This window comes from Lysobacter alkalisoli, from assembly GCF_006547045.1.
Lineage (GTDB): Bacteria > Pseudomonadota > Gammaproteobacteria > Xanthomonadales > Xanthomonadaceae > Marilutibacter > Marilutibacter alkalisoli.
The window spans coordinates 3,697,031-3,719,543 of the sequence record NZ_CP041242.1 but is presented as its reverse complement, the minus strand read 5'-3'; the positions used below and the strand labels follow the sequence as shown (position 1 = coordinate 3,719,543).

The window sequence follows — 22,513 nt, the reverse complement described above, 5'->3', positions numbered from 1 at the left end:
GTTGCCGTCGAATCGCGCACCAGGGAGTCGCTGGTCGGACAAGGCCGTGCGTCTTCAAAACCGGCGACCGTTTCCAGGCACTTCCAGCAAGCGTCTGGCCTACGCCACCCGACTGCGCCGCGCCCGCTCCAGGTGCACCAGCAGCAACGAGATCGCGGCCGGGGTCATGCCTGGGATGCGCTGCGCCTGGCCGATGGTCTGCGGACGCACGCGCTCGAGCTTGCCCTGCACCTCGGCCGACAGCCCGCGTACCTGCGCATAGTCGAAGCCGTCCGGGATCGCGGTGTCCTCGTGGCGGCGCGCGCGTTCGATTTCCTCGCGCTGGCGGTCGAGATAACCGGCGTACTTGACCCCGATCTCGACCTGTTCGGCCACTGCCGCGTCGTCGACGCCGGGGCCGATGCCGGGCACCGACGCCAGCTTCGCGTAGTCGAGTTCTGGCCGCTTGAGCAGGTCGCGCGCGTTGCTCTCGCGGCTGACCTCGACCCCGAGCGTATCGGCCAGCGCGCGACCGAGCGCGTTGTTCGGCGCCGCCCATAGCCTTCCAAGACGGGTGCTCTCGACCTCGATCGCCTCGCGCTTGGCCTCGAACCGCGACCAGCGTGCGTCGTCGACCAGGCCGAGTCCGCGCCCGACCGGAGTCAGCCTCAGGTCGGCGTTGTCCTCGCGCAGCTGCAGCCGGTACTCGGCGCGGCTGGTGAACATGCGGTACGGCTCGCTGGTGCCGTGGGTGGTCAGGTCGTCGACCAGCACGCCGAGGTAGGCCTGGTCGCGACGCGGGCTCCAGCCGTCCATGCCGCGCACGAAGCGCGCCGCGTTGACGCCGGCCAGCAGGCCCTGCGCGGCGGCTTCCTCGTAACCGGTGGTGCCGTTGATCTGGCCGGCGAAGAACAGCCCGGCGATGGCCTTGGTCTCCAGCGTGGTCCTGAGCCCGCGCGGGTCGAAGAAGTCGTATTCGATCGCGTAGCCGGCGCGGGTGATGTGGGCATGCTCGAAGCCGCGGATGCTGCGCACCAGTTCCAGCTGCACGTCGAACGGCAGCGAGGTCGAGATGCCGTTGGGGTAGATCTCGGCCACGTCCAGGCCTTCGGGTTCGACGAAGATCTGGTGGCTGGCCTTCTCGGCGAAGCGCACCACCTTGTCCTCGATCGACGGGCAATAACGCGGGCCGATGCCCTCGATCTGGCCGGTGTAGAGCGGGCTGCGGTCGAGCGCGGCGCGGATGATCTCGTGGGTGCGCTCGGAGGTATGGGTGATCCAGCACGGCACTTGGCGCGGATGGTCGGAGGTCGAGCCCATGAACGACATCACCGGGCGCGGGTCGTCGCCGGGCTGCTCCTCCATCACCGAATAGTCGAGCGTGCGGCCGTCGATCCGCGGCGGGGTGCCGGTCTTGAGCCGGTCGACCACGAACGGGCCCTCGCGCAGCTTATGGGCCAGCGCGACCGCGGGCGGATCGCCGGCGCGGCCGGCGGCATAGGTGGTCTGGCCGACGTGGACCTTGCCGGCGAGGAAGGTGCCGGCGGTCAGCACCACCGCGGGCGCCTCGAAGCGCAGCCCGGTCTGGGTGAGCACGCCGGTGACCTTCTTGCCGTCTCCGAATTCGATGTCATCGACCGCGGCCTGGAACAGGGTCAGTCCCGGCTGGCTCTCGACCGCGCGTCGGACGAAGGCGCGGTACAGCGCGCGATCGGCCTGGCAGCGGGTCGCCCGCACCGCCGGGCCCTTGCTCGCGTTGAGCCGGCGCCACTGGATGCCGGCGGCGTCGGCGGCGCGGGCCATCACCCCGCCCAGCGCGTCGATCTCCTTGACCAGATGGCCCTTGCCGATGCCGCCGATGGCCGGGTTGCAGCTCATCGCCCCGACCGTCTCGACGCTGTGGGTCAGCAGCAGGGTGCGCGCACCGGCCCGTGCCGCGGCCAGCGCAGCCTCGGTGCCGGCGTGGCCGCCGCCGACCACGATCACGTCGTATTGGTAGAAGCTTTTGGTCATGGGAGATCAGGCCCGGGTATCGGGACGGATTCTAGGCCAGAGCGGGTGTATCCGCCCGCAACGGCGCCGGGTTGGCATGCTTTCTGCATCTGTACCGATGCACCCGACGGGGCAGGCGCCATGCGCCGGCTGGAATTGGAACAGGGGCTGGCCAAGTGCCCGCCGGGGAAGCACAAGGGCCGAATGTCGGGGGACATTCGGCCCTTTTTTTGTTTGGCGTCGCCAAACAAAGAACCCAAAGTTCTGCTGCGCAAAACTGTTGGGCCCCGAGGCGTTAACTTCCGATCCCCCGCCCCTTCGGGGCGCCCCTCGCATGGCCTAGCCGCTTCGCGTCAAGGCCACCCCAAGGTTTGCTGTCGCAAACCTCGGGCCCCGGTGCGTACTTCCGATCCCCCAACCCACGCCTACGGCGTGAGTCGCCCCCTTACCAAGGGGGCTAAAAACCATGCCACGTCATGCTGCTGCCATCGTCGGATGGCCTTCGACCTTTCTGGTGGCGAGCCCCCTTGGTAAGGGGGCGCGCCGAAGGCGCGGGGATTGGAGGTGCTAGCTGGGGCCCAAGCATTCGCGCAGCGAATCTTGGGGATGTTTCGTGCGAAAGCGCGGAACATCAGCACGTCGCGAATCCTGGGGGGCGCCTTGGGCTTCAACACAAGGCGCCGACGTCCGACGGGGACGGAACAGGGGGGATCCGTGATTCCTCGCCGGACGCCGACATCGACGCTTGCATCTACGCACCCGCCCTGCGGGTGCTGGCCTGACCAATATTGCGTCGCAATACGACGCTGCGGGTCACGCGGGGCTAACTGTGCGCCCTCAATGACGGATACGTCAAGCGACGGCCGTCACGGCCAGATCGATTGGCCGGACCCGGGTCTCAGGGTTCGATTTCGCGGATCCGCTTGGCGTCCTGGCGCTCCGTGCTGCGGGGCCTGGGCTGGTAGGTCGCGCGCGGCTGGACCGGGCGCGGCTGGGCGCTGGGGGTCGGTCCGACCTGCTGTCCGACCTGCCGCGGGGCCGGGGTATCCAGCCGCGGGCGGCGCTTCTCGCGCTCGATCCGGTCAAGGTCGCGCCACGGGGCCTTGCCATGGCCGTCGCCCGGCCGATGGCTGGGCGGCTTCCCGCTCACCGGCGGCCGGTGCGGGTACACCGGGTAGTACGGATAACGCGGGTAGGAGTAGTACGGGCGGTGCGGGCGGTAGTAGCGGTACGGGTAATGGCCGTAGGAATACACCCCGTACGGATGGAGGCTGTACGGGTAGTAGCCGTAGCCACCGTAGTACTGGTACTGGACCGACGGGCGGCCGTAGTAGTAACCGCCGCCGTCGGCGCGGTAGTTGTAGCCACTGACGCAGCCGCCAAGCAGGGTGACGGCAAGCGCGGGTGCGAGTACGCGGATCAGCAATGTACGGGTCATATCCGGAGCCCCCCGGTTCTGAGGATTTCACCATGGGCCGGACGCATTGAACTCGCGCTTAACTCCAGCCAAATAGGCGGGAATCATGTCGCTGGCGTACAGCTGGCGTGGCCCGTCGTTGCAGACGGCACCGGGCCGATGCGAGCATGCTGTCCCACGTCGGTCGGGCCCCATCATGAACCTGCATCGCGCCTCGGGCCAGTGGCGCCTCGGCCTGTCCCTGTCCCTGTTCACCGCCCTGTGCTGGGCAACCCTGCCGATCGCGCTGAAGATCGTGCTGGAAGAGGTCGATGCAATCACCCTGACCTGGTTCCGTTTCCTGGTCGCGACCGTGATCACCGGTGGCTGGCTGGCCGCACGCGGTCGCCTGCACGGCTACGGCGCCCTCGGCGGCAGCGGCTGGCTGATGCTGCTGGTCGCCGGGCTGATGCTGCTGGGCAATTACGTGTTCTACCTGCTCGGCGTGCAGTACACCACGCCGGCCAATACCCAGCTGCTGATCCAGCTGGCACCGCTGCTGATGGCGTTGGGCGGGATCTGGGTGTTCGGCGAGCACTTCCGTGCCGCGCAGTGGCTGGGCCTGTTGCTGCTGGTGACCGGGCTGGTGCTGTTCTCGTGGGAGCAATGGCAGGGCGCGCAGGGGGAAGGCTATCTGTTCGGATCGTCGCTGGTGGTGATCGCGGCGGTGGTCTGGGCCGGCTACGCGCTGCTGCAGAAGCAACTGCTGCTCAAGCTCGGTTCGATGCGGATCCTGCTCGGCATCTATGCCTTGTCGACGCTGGCGCTATGGCCGTTCGCGAGCCCATCCGCGCTGCTCGACCTCGACCTTGCACTCTGGCTGCTGCTCGGCTACTGCGCGCTCAACACGATCGGGGCCTACGGCGCCTTCGCCGAGGCACTCGCGCATTGGGAAGCCTCGCGGGTGTCGGCAGTGCTGGCGACCACGCCACTGCTGACCATCGCCGCCTCGGCGCTGGTCGCGGTGCTGTGGCCGGGCTGGCTGGCGCCGGAGCGGATTGCCTGGCTGGGCTGGACCGGTGCCGGGCTGGCGGTGGCCGGTTCGGCCGTGGTCAGCCTGATGGGGCGGCGCGCGACCGCGGTGGCGACCGTGCCGCCGCAGCAGCCGCCAGCTGAAACGACACGGTAGGCTATCGGCATGAATACCGCCGCGACCAACGCTTCATTCGCCGAGCCGGCACTGCGGGCGCCCACCCACGGCGACGTGCTCGCCGCCGCCGCGCGGATCGCCCCGCATGCGCACGTCACCCCGGTAATGCGTTCGCACGCACTCGATGCGATGGCCGGCTGCGAGCTGCATTTCAAGTGCGAGAACCTGCAACGCGCCGGCGCGTTCAAGTTCCGCGGCGCCTGCAATGCGGTGTTCTCGTTGTCCGACGAGGAGATCGCACGCGGCATCGTCACCCAGAGCTCCGGCAACCACGGCGCCGCGGTGGCATTGGCCGCGCGCCTGCGCGGCACCACCGCCACCGTGGTCGCGCCGCACAGCACGCCGAAGATCAAGCTGGCGGCGATTGCCGGCTACGGGGCGCGCATCGTGCCCTGCGACACCCTCCAGGCTTCGCGAGATGCGGTCACCGCCGAGGTGCTGGCCGAGACCGGTGGCGTGCTGGTGCATCCGTTCAACGATGCGCGGGTGATCGCCGGCCAGGGCACCGCGACATTGGAACTGCTCGCCGCCGTGCCCGGCCTCGATGCGCTGGTCGCGCCGGTCAGCGGCGGTGGCCTGCTGTCGGGCACTTGCCTGGCCGCGCGTGGCATCGACCCGGCGATCGAACTGTTCGGTGCCGAGCCCGAAGGTGCGCGCGACGCCCATGACTCGCTGCAGTGCGGCCAGCGCATTACCGGTCGCGTCGCCGACACCGTCTGCGATGGCCTGCGATCCGAACTGGGCACCCTGACCTTCCCGATCCTGCGCGAGCACCTGCGCGACATCCTGCTGGTCGACGACGCTGCGGTGATCGCGGCGATGCGGCTGATCTGGGAGCGGATGAAGCTGGTGGTCGAGCCATCGGCCGCGGTTCCCCTGGCCGCGGTGCTGGCCCGGCGCGAACGTTTTGCCGGACGCCGGGTCGGGCTGGTGCTGTCGGGCGGCAACGTCGATCTCGATGCACTGGCGTCGCTGTTCGCCAGCATGTGATGGATGGATTTCAAGCTTGATGTGAAGCACGCGTGAAGAGTCGTGCAGATCACATTGTGCTGATTCATTTGTGATGTCAGTTGGATTTTTTTGCCGGCCTTGCTGGCAGGCTGAACGGCGAAGGTGCGAGTTCAGATGGCGGACTCCGATGGGGATAGCGGACCGCGCCACACCGGCAATCGAACGAACCGCATAGACGAGAGCTGCTGGATGCCTGGGGGTGGCGGATGGTGGATGTGGAGTTTCGTCTGGTCTCCGACCAACGCGAAGGGTTGCTGCTTGCGCTTGGACAAACGGTGATCGCCAATGGTTTCACCCTGCTCCGGCAACGGATGAGCAGCTGCCCGGATGGCGTGCAGCTGACGATGCTGGTGCGCGGAGCCGAAGAGAATCTCCTGCTGCTCGAAGAGCATCTCGGCACCCATCACCTGGTGAAGAGCTTCGAATCGGGACCGCCCGGCGAGATGCTGGCCGCATCGTCATTTGCCGCATCGACGCCTGCTGCCGCGCCCGCGCCGGTCGCTGTCCCTGTGGGAGCGGCCAGGCCGTCTTCGATCGCGACCGAGCGGGCCGAAATCGTGCTGCCGCAGCTGGCGCGCAGCTATCCGAACATCAACATCCTGGTCCGTGCGCTGGACAAGGAGCTGCCGACCACGCAGCGCGCGCCAACCCTGCACCACGTCGGCCACCGCGTCGGGGCCTGGGTCTACAAGCGCGAATACGCGCTGGGCGGACACCTCAGCCTGCACGATGCATTGCGCCGGATCGCATTGCCGGCGGTCGGCGAGCTGGTGCACGTGCGGATCGATGGCGATGCATTGGTGGTCGACAACAGTCCGTACTGCCGGCCGGGCCAGGGCGCCGGTTGCCACTTCCTGCGCGGCATGCTCGAAGGCCTGTTGGGTGGGGCGCATGGGACCCGCGGACTGGTTGCCGTCGAGCGCACGTGCCGGGGCGACGGCGCGCAGGCGTGCCGGTTCGAGTTCAGCCATTGAGCATCTGATCCGCGTGCGTCGCGGGAACAGCCCGCATCACGCGGCAATCCGGTCGAAGGCGGAGGCGTCCTCCGCTGTCCAACAACGCGTTCAACCAAAGGGGAGGTTGCCATGCCACACGATCACGCGATCCAGTGCGTCCACGAGCCGTTCCTGATCGCACTTTCGTTCCTGGTCTCGGTTCTGGGCTCGTTCACCGCGCTGCAGTTGGCCGTTGCGATCCCGGCGGCCGATACCGTCGCGCAGCGCTGGCGCGCGGTCGTCGCCGCAGGCGCGGCGATGGGCGGCGGCGCGATCTGGGCGATGCATTTCATCGCCATGCTCGCCTGCAACATGGATGTGCCGGTGACCTACGACATCGGCCTGACCGTGCTGTCGGCGCTGGTCGGCATGGCCTCGTGCATGGCCGGGCTGGCGATCGCCGGCACCGGTGTGTTCGGCTGGAGCAAGCTGGTCCTGGCCGGGGTGTTCATGGGCATGGGTGTGGGCGGCATGCACTATTCCGGCATGGCGGCGATGCAGATGCCGGCCGACACCCACTACGACATGACCCTGGTCGCAGCCTCGCTGACAATTGCGATCGTGGCCTCGATCGTCGCGCTATGGCTCGCCTTCAATCTGCGCGGCTGGGTGCAGATGCTGGGCAGTGCGGTGGTGATGGGTATCGCCGTCTGCGGCATGCACTACACCGGCATGGCCGCGGCGAGCTTCATCCCCAACGGGGCCGGGCCCGAAGTCCTGGCCGGAGGCATGGGTGGCGAGTACCTGGGCATGGGCATCTTCGCCGTGACCACGGTGGTGTTGGCCGCCATGCTGGCGACCAGCCTGGTGCGCCAGCGCCAGCGCGAACTCGTGCAGATCTGAACCCGCCCGGGGTCGGGTGACTGGCAAAGGCCCGCCATGCGGGCCTTTGTCGTCGTGGGCGCATAATGACGGTTCCGCACCGCTGCGTAAGCCGCAATGAGAATCGACGGAACCCGCAGTCACGACCGCACCACCGAACAGGTGCTCAGCTACTACGCCGCGTTCAACCGCGGCGACTGGGACGCGATGCTGGACCTGCTCGACGACGGCGTGGCCCATGACCTCAATCAGGGCGCGCGCGAGATCGGCCGGGACGCGTTCGCGGCCTTCCTGCAGCGGATGGCCCGCTGTTACCGCGAGCAGTTGCGCGACATCGTGGTGATGGTGTCGCCGGACGGCAGCCGTGCGGCGGCCGAATACGTGGTGCATGGCGAATACATCGCCGACGACGAAGGATTGCCACCGGCGCATGGGCAACGCTACGTGCTGCCGGGCGGGGCGTTCTTCGAGCTGCGCGAGGGTCGCATCGCCCGGGTCAGCAACTACTACAACCTGCAGGACTGGATCGCCCAGGTCGGCGGCTGATCACCGGCTGATCGCGGGCCGCGCCCGGGAGTCTCTACGAGATTTGGCTGCGCCCGCCTTGGGCCTCTCCGCGCAGGTTTCCATGCCCCCGTTCGCACCTGCGGCGCGAATCGCTTCCCTTGTCAGGGCAACGCTGAAAGTGGTCGCCCCGGCGAGAGCCGGGGTCCAGCCCGCCGACAGGTGCCGACGCCGCTACAGGGAAGACATGTCGGCGAGCATCGTCAGCCCCTGGCTGAGCAGCAGCCGGGTGACCGCCGCGCGTTCGGCCTGCGGTTGTCCTTCCAGCGCGGTGGTCAGCTGGGCGACCGCCCGGCAGCGGGCATCGGCATCGTTGCCGTTGAGTGCGGCGGTGAAACCATCGTTGAGGAAGGTGGCGCGTACCGCGGCGGCCTTCAGCGCCTGCCCGGCGGCCTCGGCGTCGTAGGGCTGCGGCTTGCCCTGGGCCGAGCTCATCAACACCAGCAACACGGCGTTGGCCAGGCGTTGGCGGCTGGCGTCGCCGAGGCTGAGGGCGGCCCGGTTGAGGCCGTCCAGGCTGCGGTCGCCGCCGGGTTCGAACAGGCCGCACAACGCACGCGATTCGTTCTCGTCCTGCAGGCTGCGGTGCACGGCCTGGAACAGCGCATCGACGGCCGGGTCGGGCGCGCGCTGCAGCAGGTCGGCGCCGTTGCCTGCGAGTACGGACGGGTCCACGCCCCAGGCCTCGATCATCGCGCGGGCGTCGGCGCCGGGCGGCGGGGTGGCCGTGGCCGGGCGGCTGGCCGCGGTCAACAAGGCGATGGCGAGGCCGAGCGAGCAGAGGGATGAAACGGCGAATGGTCGGAACAGGGTGCGCATGGTCGGGGCGATCGGCTGGAAATGGCGACTGGATGAAGTCACGGCCGAATCTAGTCCCGTGCGGCTGAACCGTGACGCGCCGCAGCCGGGAACTTTTCGCGGGATCCCGGGAATGCTGAAGCGCGCTTCAGGCGCCCCGATCGCTGCGCAGGCGCCGGGTCGCGCGGGGATTGCCGGCCGCGGCGCGGGCGGCGACCAGGCTGAAGGCGACGATGCCGGCGATCACCAGCAGCGCGCCCCCCAGTGCGCGTCCCTGTGGCCATGCTTCGCCGAGCCAGAGCACGCCGAACAGGGTCGCGAACAGGATCTCGGCCGCCTGCATCGCCTCGGCCGCGGCCAGCGCCGTCGGCTCGTTGCGGACCATGCCGGTGGCCTGGAAGAACAGCACCGTGGCAATGATGCCGGCGCCGACCGCGACGCCCGCGGCCAGCCACACCTGTGCGATCGACGGCGGTCCGGCCACGCTCCACGCGTACACGGCGATCGCCAGCCACAACGGCTGGCTGGCCAGGGTCATGCCGAACACGCGCTGGGTCGCGTTGAGCGGCTCGCCACTGCGCTCCAGGTGCAGCAGCAGGCCGCGGTTACCGAGCGGGTAGGCGAACGCGGCGACCGCCACGCAGGCCAGCGCGATCCAGCCGTCGCGGCCGAGCGCGCCGCCGCCGTGGCCGAACTGCATCAACAGCACGCCCGCCACCACCACCAGCCCGACGGCCAGCGCGGGCAGCGGTATGCGCGCGCGCTGGTCCTTGTAGAGGAACGGCGCGCACAGCATTCCGGCGATCACGGTCAGCTGGAAGGTGCCGGCGATCAACCACGACGGCCCGCTTGCCGCCGCGTAGGTCAGGCCGGTGTAGAACAGCACGAAGCCGATCCCGCTCCAGGCCAGCCACGGCCCGGGATGGGCGCGGATCGCCCGCCACACCGGCGCCGCGCCGCCCTGCCAGCGCATCAGCGGCCACAGCAGCGGCAGGGTGATCAGGTAGCGCAGCGTCGCCGTCCACGCCCAGTGCCCGCCATCGACCGCGGCGGCGCGGTTGAGCACGTAGGTGCTGGTGAAGAACAACGCCGAGGCCAGGGCGATGGCGACGGCGAGCAGGGCGGTGCGGCGGCTCGACATGGGGTCAGTGTGCGCGGTCCAGGGCGTGCCGGTCATGGCGATGGCGACAACTGTGCACTCAGCGTCGCCGGATCGGGATGCCGTGCGCGGGCAGCCGCACCTCGTCGACGTCGCCGATCCGGATCGGCGCACCCGGCGGCGGGCCCCAGGCGTGGGCGTAGATCACTTCCCAGGTCGCCGGCAGTTGCCCCGCATGCGGGGTGCCGGATGCGCCGCGCAACGGTTCGTAGGCCTGCGCGGCGCGGGCGAAGCGGGCGCGTCCGGTCAGGCTGCGGCGGCGCTCGCGCATCGCGTTGGTGGCGCCGAGCGTGCGCAGTTCGCGCATCAGGTCGGCGAGATCGGGGTGGCCGCGGGTGAACTCGTCGCGGTCGAGCACCGGGTCCTTGAAGCCGGCCGCGATCAGCGCGTCGCCGAACTGCGCGATCGACGGGAACAGGCTCACGTGCGGCGCCTCGTCGGCTTCGGCGAAGGCGCCGCGCAGTTCGTACAGGGTGTCCGGGCCGAAGGTCGAGACCAGCAGCAGGCCGCCGGGCTTGAGCACGCGGCGGAAACCGGCGAACACCGCCGGCAGGTCCTCGACCCACTGCAGGCACAGGTTGGAGAACAGCACGTCGACGCTGGCATCGGCCAGCGGCAGCGCGCGCGCGTCGGCGCAGACCGGTTCGGGTGCGCGTGCGCCGCCGAGCCAGCGCGGACGGCCGGCGCCGGGCAGTTCGGCGGCATGGCCGCGCGCTGCCATGGCCATCGGAAGGGCCAGGTCGAGCGCGATCACCCGCGCCTTCGGCCAACGCTGCTGCATCGTCACCGCGGCATGGCCGGGGCCGCAGCCGACATCGACCACGCACTGCGGTGTCAGTCCGACCGCGGGGTCGGCGAGGTAGTCGAGCGATTCCATCAGTCGCGAGGCGACCTCGCGCTGCAGCGCGGCGGCATCGTCGTAGTGCGCGGCCGAGCGCGAGAACGCGCGGCGGACCTGGCGGTGGTCGAACATCGTCAAGCTCCTTCCCCCGCTTGCGGGGGAAGGTCGGGATGGGGGCGGCCCTCACCCCGACCCTCTCCCGCAAGCGGGAGAGGGGGAAGTGCGTGCATGAAACTGTCGATCTCGCGCGCCACTTCATCCGCCGCGCCGAGGAACGGCGCATGGCCGGCATTGCCGATCACCACGCTGCGCGCATCCGGTGCCAGTGCGGCGGCGGCCGGCATCGCCCCGGCCGGAACCAGCCGGTCGCGGCGACCGCTGATCCACAGGCTCGGCACCTGCAGGCGTGGCAGTTCATCGCGCAGATCGAGCCGGTCGAGCAGGGCCAGGCCCTCGTGCAGGGTGCGCTCGGCCGGTTCGCCGCGTTCGAAGGCGTGCGCCTTGAGGTCGCGCAGTTCCTCCTGCGCGCTGGCCGAGCCGAGTGCCTCCAGTGCGAGGAAGCCTTCCAGCGTGCCGCGGAAGTCGCGCCGCAGCGCATCGCCGAAATCGCGGAACAGGTTCGGGCCGACACCATGCGGCCAATTGTCGCCGGCGACGAAGCGCGGCGAGCTGGCGACCATGACCACGCCGCGCACCGTTTCGGGATGGTCGAGCGCGGCGCGCAGGGCGAACTGGCCGCCCAGCGACCAGCCCAGCCAGACCGCGTCCGGGATCGCGCCGACCAGCTCCGATGCGAGCGCTTCCGGCGCCAGCGGCGCATCGGAATCGCGCGCGTGGCCGTGGCCGGGCAGGTCGACCAGGTGCAGGGTATGGCGGTCGGCGAGTCGTTCGACCAGCGGCGCGAACAGGCCGCCGTGCATGGCCCAGCCGTGGATCAGCGCCAGCGAAGGTCCGCTGCCGCGGGTTTCGATATGCATGGGGGAGGGGGTTTCAATTTGCTGCGGTGTGCTCGCGTGCGGGCGGCATGATACGCGCACTGCGTTCGCGGGCCCGTTCCAGCGCCACCACCAGGCCGTCGACATCGCCGACGCCATGCAGTGCCGACAGCGTGACCCGCAACCGGGCGCGGCCTTCGGGCACGGTCGGCGGGCGGATCGCGCCGACCCAGTAGCCGTCGTGTTCCAGCGATTTCGACATCGCCAGCGCGCGGACGTCGTCGCCGCAGACCACCGGCTGGATCGGGGTGTCCGATTCCATCAGTTCCAGGCCGACGCGGCTGGCACGCTCGCGGAAGCGCGCGACCAGCTCGGCCAGCTTGTCGCGGCGCCAATGCTCGCTGCGGGCGAGTTTGACCGCGGCCAGCGTCGCCGCGGCCTGGGCCGGCGGCAAGGCCGTGGTGTAGATGTAGGGGCGCGCGGTTTCGGCGAGATGGCCGATCAGGTCTTCGTCGCCGAGCACCACGGCGCCATGGCCGCCCAGCGCCTTGCCGAGCGTGGCCAGCTGCAGCGGAACTTCATGAATGCCGAGCTTGGCGCCGGCCACGCTGCCGCGGCCGTCGGGGCCGACCACGCCGACGCCATGCGCATCGTCGACGTACAGCAATGCCCGTTGCACGCGCGCGACCAGGGCGAGCTGGCGCAGCGGGGCGATGTCGCCGTCCATGCTGAACACGCCATCGGTGGCCAGCATCGCCATGCCCGTGGGCACGTTGCGCAACTGCCGGATCGCGCCCTCAGGATCGGCGTGCGGATAGCGGCGCAGACGGCAGCCGGCCAGGCGCGCGGCATCGATCAGGCTGGCGTGATTGAGGCGGTCCTGCACGCACACCGACTCGTCATCGAGCAGTGACTGCACCACCGCGAGGTTGGCGAGATAGCCGCTGCCGAATAACAACGCGCGCGGCGCGCCGATCCAGTCGGCCAGTTCCTTCTCCAGCGCATCGTGCAGAACGTGGTGGCCGCAGACCAGGTGCGAGCTGGTGCCGCCGGCGCCCTCGCGCGAGGCCGCGTCCTGCAACGCGCCGACCACCGCGAAATGCTGCGACAGGCCGAGGTAGTCGTTGCTGCAGAAGTTCAGCAGGTTGCGGCCATCGACCACGCAGCGGGCGCCGTCGCGCTGGCTGACGCTGCGGCGCACGCGGGTACGCTGGGTCGCGGCGCGCTGTTGGCGTGCCTGCTGGACAAGTTCATGCCAGGACGGACGGCTCATGACAGTCGTGACCCGCCGGACACGGCTTCACGCGGCGCACGGGCGCGCTTGCCCGTCAATCGCATGCGCCTCGACGATGTCGGCATGTACGGTACTGCCATGAGTATTGTCCCCCTGCTCATGGATCTGCATCGGTCGCAGGCCCAAGCGTTGGAACAATGCCATATCGCGCTCGGTGTCGGGGTTACCGGTCGTCAGCAATTTCTCGCCGTAGAAGATGGAATTGGCCCCGGCGAGGAAGCAAAGCGCCTGCAACTCGTCGCTCATGGCCTCGCGGCCGGCCGACAGCCGCACCATCGAGCGCGGCATCAGGATCCGCGCCGCCGCGATCGTGCGGACGAACTCGAACGGGTCCAGCTCGACGGTGCCGGCCAGCGGCGTGCCCTCGACCTGCACCAGACGGTTGATCGGGACCGAGTCCGGGTGCGCGGGCAGGTTGGCCAGGGTCTGCAGCAGGCCGGCGCGCTGCTCGCGGCTCTCGCCCATGCCGACGATGCCGCCGCAGCAGGTCTTCATGCCGGCATCGCGCACGTGCCCGAGCGTGTCCAGGCGGTCCTGGAACTCGCGGGTGTGGATGATCTCGTTGTAGAACTCCGGCGCGGTGTCGAGGTTGTGGTTGTAGTAGTCCAGCCCGGCCTCGCGCAGCGCGCCGGCCTGCTCGCCCGACAGCATGCCCAGGGTCGCGCAGGTCTCCAGCCCGAGCGCCTTCACCTCGCGGATCATTGCCGCGACCTTGGGAATGTCGCGGTCCTTGGGCGAGCGCCAGGCCGCGCCCATGCAGAAGCGGCTTGCGCCGGCGGCCTTGGCCTGGCGGGCCTTCTCGACCACCGCCTCGGTGCTCATCAGCTTGGTCGCATCGACCCCGGTGTGGTAGCGCGCCGCCTGCGGGCAGTAGCCGCAGTCCTCCGGACAGCCGCCGGTCTTCACCGAAAGCAGGGTGCTGACCTGGACCTCGGCGGGATCGAAATTCTCGCGGTGGACGCTCGCGGCGCGGTGCAGCAGCTCCGGGAACGGCAGCTCGAACAGGGCGCGGACCTCGCCACGCGTCCAGTCATTGCGGAGCGGCTCGTGGCGGGGGGCGGGAGAAGCACTGACAGCGGACATGGCGGTTTTCCGACAGACACGGCGGGACAGGGGCGCCAGTCTGGAAAGCATGTCCGAGGCTGTCAACCAGAACATGCTGCGCCGGGTTTACGACTGGATCGCCAGCGCCGGCCCGTTGTGGCCGTCCCGCTGCCTGGTCTGTGGCGAAGCCTGCCCGGGCCGCGGGCGGGGTGAAGCGCCGATGTCGCCGCTGGAGGGCATCTGCCCGCCCTGCGCCCGCGCGCTGCCATGGAACCGCCATGCCTGCGACCGTTGCGCGTTGCCACTGCCGGCCATCGACGCCGGCACCACCTGCGGCGCCTGCCTGCGCCGGCCGCCGCCGCTCGCGGCCTGCCGGGCCGTCTTCGTCTATGGCTTCCCGCTCGACCGGCTGCTGCCGCGGGCGAAGTTCCACAAGGACCTGGCTGCGAGCCGGCAACTTGGCCGGTGGATGGCTGGTGCGCTGGAGGATCTCCTGGCCGCCGACGAACGGCCGCAGGCAGTGGTGCCGTTGCCGCTGCATCGCGGCCGCCTGCGCGGGCGTGGCTACGACCAGGCGCTGGAGTTGACCCGGCCGCTCGCGCGCCGGCTCGGCCTGCCGCTGCGCGACGACCTGCTCAGGCGCGTGCGCGCCACCGCCCCGCAGTCGCGCCAGGATGCCGCCGGCCGTCGCCGCAACCTGCGCAACGCCTTCATCGTGCCGGCCGGAGTGGCCGTGCCGGCACATGTGGCCATCGTCGACGACGTGATGACCACCGGCGCGACCCTGCACGCGGCCGCGAGCGCATTGCGCCGGGCCGGGGTGGCCCGGGTCGATGCCTGGGTCTGCGCGCGGGTGCCCTAGGCGACCTGCACCACCCGCAGCGGGTTCTTCCACTCGGCCAGCAGTTCGGCCTCGCGGGCCTTGGCCTTGGCCAGGTGCGCTTCCTTGACGTGGCCGTAGCCGCGGATGTGCTCGGGGATCGAGGCGATCTCGGCGGCGAGGGCGACGTTGCCGGCATCGAGTTGCGGCAGCAGCGACTCGATCGTCCACACGTAGTCGCCGATCAGCTGCCGCTCCATCTTCCGCTCCTCGGTGTAGCCGAAGATGTCCAGGCGGCCGCCGCGCAGCCTGCGCAACTTCGCCAGCCACTTGAACGCGGTGAACACCCACGGGCCGTACTCGCCCTTGACCAGCTCGCCCTTGTCATTCTTCTTCGCCAGCAGCGGCGGGGCGAGGTGGAACTTGAGCTTGTAGTCGCCGTCGAACTGCTGCTCCAGCCGGCGCTTGAACTCGCCGCTGGTGTACAGCCGCGCGACCTCGTACTCGTCCTTGTAGGCCATCAGCTTGAACGCATAGCGCGCGACCGCCTCGGTCAGGTCGGTGCTGCCCGGCGCCTTGCCCTGCTCGGCGTCGCGCACGCGGCTGACGAAGCTGCTGTAGCGCGCAGCGTAGGCGGCGTCCTGGTAGTCGGTGAGGAAGGCGACGCGGCGCGCGATCAGTTCGTCGAGCGAACGCGACAGGCGCTCGTCGTCGAGCGGCAGGAAGGCGACGCTGTCGGCATCGGACCGGGCATCGCCGAAGGCATTCTTCAGATGGCGCAACTCGTCCTCGTCACGGCTGATGCGCGGCGCCGAGGTCGCGCCCCATTCGGTGCTCTCCCATGCGCCCGGCTCCAGCATCGGCAACACGTTGGCGTGTTCGGCCGCCGGCGCGCTCGGCGCGATGCCGGCAGCGGCGAGCACCGCAGGCAGGTCGATCGCGGCCAGCCGGCCCCAGGCGAACGCGGTCTTGTTCATCTCGATCGCAGCGCCGTTGAGCTCGACCGCACGCATCAGCGCGTCGAAGGTGATCGGCACCAGGCCCAGCTGCCAGGCATAGCCGAGCAGGAACAGGTTGCTGCCGATCGCATTGCCGAGCAGGGCGGTCGCGACCTGGGTCGCGTCGACCACGTGCGGCGCCCCGTCACCCATGGCAGTAGTGATCGCCTGGATGATGTCGTTGGCCGGAAACTCCATGTCCGGGCGGGTGGTGAAGGTGCCCGGCATCGCCTCGTAGCTGTTGAGCACGACCCGGCTGCGGCCCTCGCGGATCTTCGACAGCGCCCAGTAATCGTTGACCACCACCATGTCGCAGCCCAGCACCAGGTCGGCCTCGCCGGCGGCGATGCGCACGGCGTGGATGTCCTCGGGCGTCTTGGCGATGCGGATGTGCGTCGTGACCGCGCCGCCCTTCTGCGCCAGCCCGGTCTGGTCGAGCACGGTCGCGCCCTTGCCCTCCAGGTGGCCGGCCATGCCGAGCAGCGCGCCGATCGTGACCACGCCGGTACCGCCGACGCCGGTGATCAGGATGTTCCAGGGCTGGTCGAGCGACGCCAGCTGCGGCATCGGCAGGTCGTTGAGGCGATCCTTGGCCGAGGCCGCCGCTTTCTTCTTCTTCAGGTCACCGCCCTCGACGGTGACGAAGCTCGGGCAGAAACCGTTGACGCAGGAAAAGTCCTTGTTGCAGTTGCTCTGGTCGATCTCGCGCTTGCGGCCGAACTCGGTCTCCTTCGGCAGCACCGACACGCAGAACGACTTCTTGCCGCAGTCGCCGCAGCCCTCGCAGACCAGCGAGTTCACCACCACGCGCTTGGCCGGGTCGACCATCTTGCCGCGCTTGCGGCGGCGGCGCTTCTCGGTCGCGCAGACCTGGTCGTAGATCAGCACGCTCACGCCCTTGACCTCGCGCAGGCGCTTCTGCACCGCGTCGAGCTCCTTGCGGTCGAAGAACTCCACATCGTTCGGGAACAGCTCGCGCTTGCGCCACTTGGTGATGTCGTCCGACACCACCACGATCGTATGCACGCCCTCGCTGCGGACCTGCTGCGCGATCTGCGGCACGCTCAGGGTGCCGTCGACCGGTTGGCCGCCGGTCATCGCGACCGCGTCGTTGTAGAGGATCTTGTAGGTGATGTTCACGCCGGCGGCGATCGACTGGCGGATCGCCAGCGAGCCGGAGTGGAAGTAGGTGCCGTCGCCGAGGTTCTGGAACACGTGCGGCGTATCGGTGAACGCCGCCTGCCCGGCCCAGGTCACGCCTTCGCCGCCCATGTGGGTGAAGGTGTCGGTGCTGCGGTCCATCCAGGTGACCATGTAGTGGCAGCCGATGCCGCCGAGCGCGCGCGAGCCCTCCGGCACCACGGTGGAGGTGTTGTGCGGGCAGCCCGAGCAGTAGTGCGGCACGCGCGGGAACTGCGCCCGCGGCAGCGCCAGCGCCGACTCCTTCTGTTCCATCCAGCGCAGCACCTCGCGCATCTGTTCGCTGTCGTGGAATTTCTGGATGCGCCGCGCGATCACGCCGGCGATGCGCGCCGGGGTCAGCTCCGAGGTCGAGGGCAGGATCCACTCGCCGGCCTCGTCGTACTTGCCGACGATGCTTGGCCGCTGGCCATGCCCAAGCTCGAAGTCGAAGTTGTAGAACAGCTCCTTCATCTGGCTCTCGATGAAGGCGTGCTTCTCCTCGACCACCAGGATGTCCTGCAGCCCGCGCGCGAACGCACGGATGCCGACCGGCTCCAGCGGCCAGGTCATGCCGACCTTGTAGACGCGGATGCCCAGCTCGGCGCAGGCGCGCTCGTCGAGCCCGAGGTATTCCAGCGCCTGCAGCACGTCCAGGTAGCTCTTGCCGGTGGTGACGATGCCCAGCCGCGGGTTCGGCGAGTCGATCACCACGCGATCGAGCCGGTTCGCGCGCGCGAACGCCTGCGCCGCCTTCACCGCGTACTGGTGCAGGCGCATCTCCTGGTCCATCGGCGGGTCCGGCCAGCGGATGTTGAGCCCGCCCGGCGGCAGCTCGAAGTCGTCCGGGGTGACGATCTGCAGCGCCAGCGGGTTGACGTCGACCGAGGCCGACGACTCCACCGTCTCGGCGATCGTCTTGAAGCCGACCCAACGCCCGGTGTAGCGGCTCATCGCCCAGCCGATCAGGCCCATGTCGAGGATGTCCTGCACCCCGGCCGGGTTCAGCACCGGCATCATCGCGCTGACGAACTCGTGTTCGGAGCCGTGCGGCAGGGTCGAGCTGCGACAGGCATGGTCGTCGGCGGCCAGCGCCAGCACGCCCCCGTGCGGCGAGGTGCCGGCCGCGTTGGCGTGCTTGAACACGTCGCCGCAGCGGTCCACGCCCGGGCCCTTGCCGTACCACATGCCGAACACGCCATCGTGCCTGGCGCCCGGGAACAGGTTGGTCTGCTGGGTGCCCCAGACCATGGTCGCGCCCAGGTCCTCGTTGAGGCCCGGCTGGAACTTCACCTTCGCCGCCTCAAGGTGCTTGCGCGCCCGCCACAGCTCCAGGTCGAACCCGCCCAGCGGCGAGCCGCGGTAGCCGGACACGAAGCCGGCCGTATCCAGCCCGGCTGCCTGGTCGCGCAGCCGCTGCATCAGCGGCAGCCGCACGAGCGCCTGCACCCCGGACAGGTAGATGCGCCCGGTCTCGCGCGTGTACTTGTGCTCCAGCGTGTAATCCGGGTCGGTCACGCCATTGGTCAGCGAGGTGTTGGCCGAGGCCGGATCGGAAAGTTCGGACGTGCTGGTCATGCGTGGCTCCGGGCGGGGAAGCGCCATTGGCTGCGGAACGCCCGGCACCCCGCGCCGCGAACCCGCGACAGGATCGACGGGCACGGCCGGGGGCAGGGCAAAGACGCGGAATTATAGCAATGCGGCTTTGGTCGGCCTTGGTGCGGTGCGGTTTGACTGGGGGGCGGACCGCAGCATAGGCGACCACGTCCCCTGATCCGTAGTAGATTCGGGTCAATACCGCCCCGTTGCGGGGGTGATATCCGATCCGAGCTTCATTTCAGGGGCATATTCAGGTGTTAGGGGCTGCATCAAACTACATCGTCAGGGGGAGATATGAACACACTTAGTGGCAGTGCCACACCGCCCTCGGGCGGCGATCTGGTCGCAGCCGTACCAAAAGATCAATTGCGATCCCTTTTTTATCTGTTTACCGGAAAACCAGACTCCCGCATCAAGATCTTTAATGATCCGGTGTGCATTGCACCCGAAGATATCGTGGAGCTAAACGATTGTGTGGTGAGAAAGCTTGCCACGCACCATATTGACCTAAACGTAACCTCGGTAAAGATTGGCTACGACGGATCGCAATTTAGTGAGTTCTCCACTTGGGTCGAGTTCGAGTCTCATAGATGGCACGAGCCCGATAAAGTTGAAGAGCTGGTCATAAAGTGGGACTTCCTTGTGAACATCAAGGACTACGCTGCCCCACAGCGACATACGCTCCTTCTGAGAATATCTCGGGACATCAAGCCATCTCAGATTTTTCATATGCTCGGTGCGGGAAACGCAGATGAGCTCGACAAGCTTGACGAAATTGCAGCTCCCGCCTTCTGCAGAGTCGATTTTATCAACGCTCAGATCAGTAAAGAACTGATTACGCTAGTTGAAGATTGGCACAAAGGACGTAAACAGCCCAGGCTCATCAATCCCACACTCTTCTGGCTTAAGAAGCGCCGCAGTGGAATTGCCACCATTCTTGATCAGTGGCTACTTCTTTCTTGGGCGCTTCTTGTTACGTCCTTTCTTTACTGGGGATCTACGCACTTGATAGAGAACCCTTCAATTGCGCATGGCGCTATTGCCACCTTCCTGGCAATTTATACGCTTCGCCCTATGGGAAAGATCTCGCATAGACTTGCTGGCTGGGCGTTCAAGACGTTATCTGAAGTTGAAGGAAGCAAGGTGGTATTCCGATTCACATCCGGGGACAAGAAGCGCATAGATGAGTTGGAGCGCGACAATGAAAAGCAAGGCCGCAAGTTCATTGTCGCGAGCGTCTGGAACCTTGGACTGAATGTCCTCGCCGGAATCATCTATGCCTATTTGTTTACCAAGGGCAGTCCCTGAGGGAAATGGGGTCAGGGTGAGTCACCCCTGTTTTGTAATTGCCTCCGTCGCCTTTGCTCCGGGATGCATTACTGACCATCGTCAAATCTGGCGCCGTTAGCAACGCCTATGGGAGTACAGATGTTCAACCACGTCTGGTATAGCAAACCTCAAGTCGACGCCAGAAAAGGGGTCCAGAAAAGGGGTCAGGTAGAAATGGGGTCAGGTTCATTTGCCATGACTTAAGCGGTGGGCTGAGGATTGTGGAGTAAACGTATCTGCTCTTTTTCAGGGAAGTAGCCCCAGTATGGGCAAGCGGCGGTAGTGCGACGATGACGGCAAGTTTCAATCAGATACTTATTGTTGATTCGTTGCCAGACGGCGAAGTCAATACCGCCGAGCATCTGTTTGAAGATGTGCGGGGCTGGGCTCACATCCTGGGTGAAGCGCCTCATGTCGTTCGTGTGCGCGTGGAAGCAGGTGTAGAGTTTCTGGCGTTGTTGGAGCAGCGCGCTGCACTGGCCAGACGTGATTCTTATGCTCCGTTGTTGCACATCGAATGCCATGGGTCTGATGAAGGCTTGCAGTTTGCCGATGGTTCAAACCTGACGTGGGAGGCTATGAGGCCTGCCTTCGTAAGCCTCAACGAGGCAACAAGAATGAACTTGATCGTGGTGGTGGCTGCATGCTCGGGGAGTTCGATTGCATCGACTGTCCAAGTCCAGGACCGTGCCCCACTTTGGGCTTTTTTGGCGCCCAAGCAGGATATTGGTTCGCTCGCTTTGGAAGCCTCATTGTCGGCGTTCTACCAAACGCTCCTTGCGACTCGATCCGCAGAGGCTGCGCTTGGTGCATTGCGCAGCACAGAAGCGGGTTTATTGTTCATGTATTCAAGTGCTCAGACAATGTATCGCCTTGTTGTCGAAGGCTACGAGCGTGAGCACGGAAGTGCTGAGGCAATTCAGAGGCAGGCTGAGAGGCTATGCGCGATGGCAGGGCAACATGGATTCGGATGGTCGGTCGATCAGGTTGAAGCACTGATTCGGGATCCTCAAATTTTTGAGGGGTTCCGGCGGCGCTTTTTCATGATGGATCTCTTTCCAGAGAACGCGCATCGGTTCCAGGAAGCTGCGAAATAGCTAGAACAGGAATAAGGGCTCAGCGTCATTATGCTGACGAGCAGATCCACCATCTTTATGCACTTTTTTACGGCAATAAGCCCAGGATGATGCAATGCGCACACTCATTCTCTGCATGGCGCTATCTAGCGTTGTTGTCTTCGGTGGCGCGTTCGTCGCCTCATTCCTGAATCCCGTTCTGGTCGAGCGTCTGGCCAGGGAGGTTGTCCGGATCGAGGTCGAGAAGCGCGTTGGCGAGAGACTCGACTCGCTATCGAATGCCCGCCTGGTTGGCTTTGCGCAGAAGGCGCTTCGCAAAACCGATGAGGAGATTGCTGTTAGCACGAGCCAGATCAGGGACGGCGTTCCGCGAGCGGTGGCCACTGTCGTCGCAGACATGCTCGATGCGGATTGCGAGTGCCGGAAGCGAATGATTGCCTACGCCGAGAGAGGCGCCAACGAGCAACTGTCATCGCTTGGGCGCGCGCGCGAACGACTGACCCAGTTCATCGAGGCCACCTACACGCATGTGACCACCAGTCTCATGCGTGAGTTCAGGGTGTTCACCGCGGCAAATGCAGTTGTCTTCTTGTTCCTGGCCGGCGTTGCTTTCCGGCGCCGCCGTGCCGCTCCGCAGCTTGTCCTGCCCGCCGTCGTCCTCATTGGCGCTGCCACTTTGACTGCTGCGTTGTACCTGTTCGGGCAGAACTGGCTGCACACCATCATCTTCAGCAACTACGTGGGCCTTGCCTACTTCGCCTACCTGGCGATGGCTGTCGCGCTGCTCTCGGATGTCGCCTTCAACCGGGCCCGTGTATGCACGTGGCTCCTCAACCAGGCGACTTCGGCAGTGGGTTCGGCTCTTCACTTCGCGCCGTGTTGACCCCGGCGGCGAAATGGTGACCCCTGTTTTCCTCAAGGACATAGGACGTTAGTTCACATGACCAATCCCTACCAAGCGCCCTCCGCTCAAGCCGCTGGGCATGATGGTTCCGCCAAGCCAGGAGTTGCAGCCCTTCTTGTCAGCCTCTGTTTCGCCGGCCTCACCGCCTTGATCCTGACCGCTGTGGTGCCGAACTTCCGGGATGTGTTGGCGAGCTTTGGTGCGGAACTGCCTTGGCTGAGTCGGGCCGTGATGGACGGGTATCTGGTTGCATGGCTGCTCCCCGCATGCGTCGCGGTCGTATGGTTCTTGTGGCCGAAGCCACGCCAGCGTCGTATCGCCGTTCTTGCAGTTGGGCTGATCAGCCTGCTTGTTGTGCTGCCCATGTGCCTTCTGGTGCTGTACTTGCCAATTTTCAGGCTGGGGGCCGCTTTGTGATGGCTGTGGGTGCATCAAGCTCATCAGGCAAACGTTGATCCAGCAACTCAGGCACATCCTGGTCCGGAAAGGCCAGGAACTACCTTTGTTTTCGGGGCCTTGTCGCTGCAGCCCCAGTGTCGCGACCCAATTCTCATCACCGTCGCATGCC

Annotated in this window: 19 protein-coding genes; 10 read left to right on the top strand and 9 right to left on the bottom strand. The window is 67.2% G+C overall.

Translation table 11 applies throughout. From position 1 onward, the window contains the following. Positions 1-99: 99 nt before the first annotated feature. Complete coding sequence (gene mnmG / locus FKV23_RS16435; protein WP_141624834.1) at positions 100-1,992, bottom strand: tRNA uridine-5-carboxymethylaminomethyl(34) synthesis enzyme MnmG; 1,893 nt, start codon at positions 1,990-1,992, stop codon at positions 100-102. An 877-nt stretch (positions 1,993-2,869) separates the two neighbouring features. After that, the gene (locus tag FKV23_RS16430; protein WP_141624833.1) at positions 2,870-3,409 is read right to left on the bottom strand and encodes a hypothetical protein; all 540 of its coding nucleotides are present in this window, start codon (positions 3,407-3,409) and stop codon (positions 2,870-2,872) included. A gap of 175 nt (positions 3,410-3,584) precedes the next feature. Between FKV23_RS16430 and FKV23_RS16425 the strand changes: the two genes are divergently transcribed. The 5 genes from FKV23_RS16425 to FKV23_RS16405 all read left to right on the top strand — a co-directional run bounded on the left by FKV23_RS16425 (position 3,585) and on the right by FKV23_RS16405 (position 7,951). Then, positions 3,585-4,556 carry a DMT family transporter gene (locus FKV23_RS16425; RefSeq protein ID WP_208543195.1) on the top strand — a complete coding sequence of 324 codons (972 nt, stop codon included), beginning with the start codon at positions 3,585-3,587 and terminating at the stop codon, positions 4,554-4,556. A gap of 9 nt (positions 4,557-4,565) precedes the next feature. Then, a complete protein-coding gene (locus FKV23_RS16420) occupies positions 4,566-5,567 on the top strand; it encodes a pyridoxal-phosphate dependent enzyme (RefSeq protein WP_141624832.1) in 1,002 nt (333 codons plus the stop codon). A 236-nt stretch (positions 5,568-5,803) separates the two neighbouring features. Next, a complete protein-coding gene (locus FKV23_RS16415) occupies positions 5,804-6,562 on the top strand; it encodes a hypothetical protein (protein WP_141624831.1) in 759 nt (252 codons plus the stop codon). Positions 6,563-6,673: 111 nt separating this feature from the next. Further along, positions 6,674-7,426, top strand: a complete 753-nt coding sequence (locus FKV23_RS16410; protein WP_141624830.1) for an MHYT domain-containing protein — start codon at positions 6,674-6,676, stop codon at positions 7,424-7,426. A 96-nt stretch (positions 7,427-7,522) separates the two neighbouring features. Then, positions 7,523-7,951, top strand: a complete 429-nt coding sequence (locus tag FKV23_RS16405; RefSeq protein ID WP_141624829.1) for a ketosteroid isomerase-related protein — start codon at positions 7,523-7,525, stop codon at positions 7,949-7,951. Between the two features lie 192 nt (positions 7,952-8,143). On the opposite strand, the gene FKV23_RS16400 is transcribed toward FKV23_RS16405, so the two are convergent. The 6 genes from FKV23_RS16400 to bioB form a co-directional block, all read right to left on the bottom strand. After that, on the bottom strand, positions 8,144-8,830 hold the full coding sequence (locus FKV23_RS16400) for a hypothetical protein (RefSeq protein ID WP_141624828.1): 687 nt from the start codon (positions 8,828-8,830) through the stop codon (positions 8,144-8,146). Positions 8,831-8,915: 85 nt separating this feature from the next. After that, positions 8,916-9,908, bottom strand: a complete 993-nt coding sequence (locus tag FKV23_RS16395; protein WP_141624827.1) for a multidrug resistance efflux transporter family protein — start codon at positions 9,906-9,908, stop codon at positions 8,916-8,918. A gap of 58 nt (positions 9,909-9,966) precedes the next feature. Beyond that, positions 9,967-10,899: a malonyl-ACP O-methyltransferase BioC gene (gene bioC / locus FKV23_RS16390; protein WP_141624826.1), complete on the bottom strand. Its 933-nt coding sequence runs from the start codon at positions 10,897-10,899 to the stop codon at positions 9,967-9,969. A 2-nt stretch (positions 10,900-10,901) separates the two neighbouring features. After that, positions 10,902-11,744 carry a pimeloyl-ACP methyl ester esterase BioH gene (gene bioH / locus FKV23_RS16385; protein ID WP_141624825.1) on the bottom strand — a complete coding sequence of 281 codons (843 nt, stop codon included), beginning with the start codon at positions 11,742-11,744 and terminating at the stop codon, positions 10,902-10,904. Between the two features lie 13 nt (positions 11,745-11,757). Then, a complete protein-coding gene (gene bioF, locus FKV23_RS16380; protein WP_141624824.1) occupies positions 11,758-12,975 on the bottom strand; it encodes an 8-amino-7-oxononanoate synthase in 1,218 nt (405 codons plus the stop codon). A gap of 27 nt (positions 12,976-13,002) precedes the next feature. Next, complete coding sequence (bioB, locus tag FKV23_RS16375) at positions 13,003-14,079, bottom strand: biotin synthase BioB (RefSeq protein ID WP_141624823.1); 1,077 nt, start codon at positions 14,077-14,079, stop codon at positions 13,003-13,005. Positions 14,080-14,128: 49 nt separating this feature from the next. On the opposite strand from bioB, the gene FKV23_RS16370 reads away from it, so the two are divergent. Next, a complete protein-coding gene (locus tag FKV23_RS16370) occupies positions 14,129-14,902 on the top strand; it encodes a ComF family protein (RefSeq protein WP_141624822.1) in 774 nt (257 codons plus the stop codon). On the opposite strand, the gene FKV23_RS16365 is transcribed toward FKV23_RS16370, so the two are convergent. Beyond that, complete coding sequence (locus tag FKV23_RS16365) at positions 14,899-18,615, bottom strand: indolepyruvate ferredoxin oxidoreductase family protein (RefSeq protein WP_141624821.1); 3,717 nt, start codon at positions 18,613-18,615, stop codon at positions 14,899-14,901. The genes FKV23_RS16370 and FKV23_RS16365 overlap by 4 nt on opposite strands. 315 nt (positions 18,616-18,930) lie before the next feature. Here FKV23_RS16365 and FKV23_RS16360 point away from each other — a divergent pair, with 315 nt between their 5' ends. From FKV23_RS16360 to FKV23_RS16345, 4 genes are all read left to right on the top strand, one after another. After that, positions 18,931-19,944, top strand: coding sequence for a hypothetical protein (locus FKV23_RS16360; protein ID WP_141624820.1), 1,014 nt, complete (start codon positions 18,931-18,933; stop codon positions 19,942-19,944). Between the two features lie 311 nt (positions 19,945-20,255). Next, positions 20,256-21,062 carry a hypothetical protein gene (locus tag FKV23_RS16355; protein ID WP_141624819.1) on the top strand — a complete coding sequence of 269 codons (807 nt, stop codon included), beginning with the start codon at positions 20,256-20,258 and terminating at the stop codon, positions 21,060-21,062. Positions 21,063-21,156: 94 nt separating this feature from the next. Beyond that, the gene (locus FKV23_RS16350) at positions 21,157-21,924 is read left to right on the top strand and encodes a hypothetical protein (protein WP_141624818.1); all 768 of its coding nucleotides are present in this window, start codon (positions 21,157-21,159) and stop codon (positions 21,922-21,924) included. A gap of 57 nt (positions 21,925-21,981) precedes the next feature. After that, positions 21,982-22,362, top strand: a complete 381-nt coding sequence (locus tag FKV23_RS16345; protein WP_141624817.1) for a hypothetical protein — start codon at positions 21,982-21,984, stop codon at positions 22,360-22,362. The last annotated feature ends 151 nt before the right edge of the window (positions 22,363-22,513 follow it).

Coding starts and splice junctions, on each gene's coding strand:
- mnmG (WP_141624834.1), bottom strand. CDS start 1,992: ATGACCAAAAGCTTCTACCAATACGACGTGATCGTGGTCGGCGGCGGC.
- FKV23_RS16430 (WP_141624833.1), bottom strand. CDS start 3,409: ATGACCCGTACATTGCTGATCCGCGTACTCGCACCCGCGCTTGCCGTC.
- FKV23_RS16425 (WP_208543195.1), top strand. CDS start 3,585: ATGAACCTGCATCGCGCCTCGGGCCAGTGGCGCCTCGGCCTGTCCCTG.
- FKV23_RS16420 (WP_141624832.1), top strand. CDS start 4,566: ATGAATACCGCCGCGACCAACGCTTCATTCGCCGAGCCGGCACTGCGG.
- FKV23_RS16410 (WP_141624830.1), top strand. CDS start 6,674: ATGCCACACGATCACGCGATCCAGTGCGTCCACGAGCCGTTCCTGATC.
- FKV23_RS16405 (WP_141624829.1), top strand. CDS start 7,523: ATGAGAATCGACGGAACCCGCAGTCACGACCGCACCACCGAACAGGTG.
- FKV23_RS16395 (WP_141624827.1), bottom strand. CDS start 9,908: ATGTCGAGCCGCCGCACCGCCCTGCTCGCCGTCGCCATCGCCCTGGCC.
- bioC (WP_141624826.1), bottom strand. CDS start 10,899: ATGTTCGACCACCGCCAGGTCCGCCGCGCGTTCTCGCGCTCGGCCGCG.
- bioH (WP_141624825.1), bottom strand. CDS start 11,744: ATGCATATCGAAACCCGCGGCAGCGGACCTTCGCTGGCGCTGATCCAC.
- bioF (WP_141624824.1), bottom strand. CDS start 12,975: ATGAGCCGTCCGTCCTGGCATGAACTTGTCCAGCAGGCACGCCAACAG.
- bioB (WP_141624823.1), bottom strand. CDS start 14,079: ATGTCCGCTGTCAGTGCTTCTCCCGCCCCCCGCCACGAGCCGCTCCGC.
- FKV23_RS16370 (WP_141624822.1), top strand. CDS start 14,129: ATGTCCGAGGCTGTCAACCAGAACATGCTGCGCCGGGTTTACGACTGG.
- FKV23_RS16365 (WP_141624821.1), bottom strand. CDS start 18,615: ATGACCAGCACGTCCGAACTTTCCGATCCGGCCTCGGCCAACACCTCG.
- FKV23_RS16360 (WP_141624820.1), top strand. CDS start 18,931: ATGAACACACTTAGTGGCAGTGCCACACCGCCCTCGGGCGGCGATCTG.
- FKV23_RS16355 (WP_141624819.1), top strand. CDS start 20,256: ATGACGGCAAGTTTCAATCAGATACTTATTGTTGATTCGTTGCCAGAC.
- FKV23_RS16350 (WP_141624818.1), top strand. CDS start 21,157: ATGCGCACACTCATTCTCTGCATGGCGCTATCTAGCGTTGTTGTCTTC.
- FKV23_RS16345 (WP_141624817.1), top strand. CDS start 21,982: ATGACCAATCCCTACCAAGCGCCCTCCGCTCAAGCCGCTGGGCATGAT.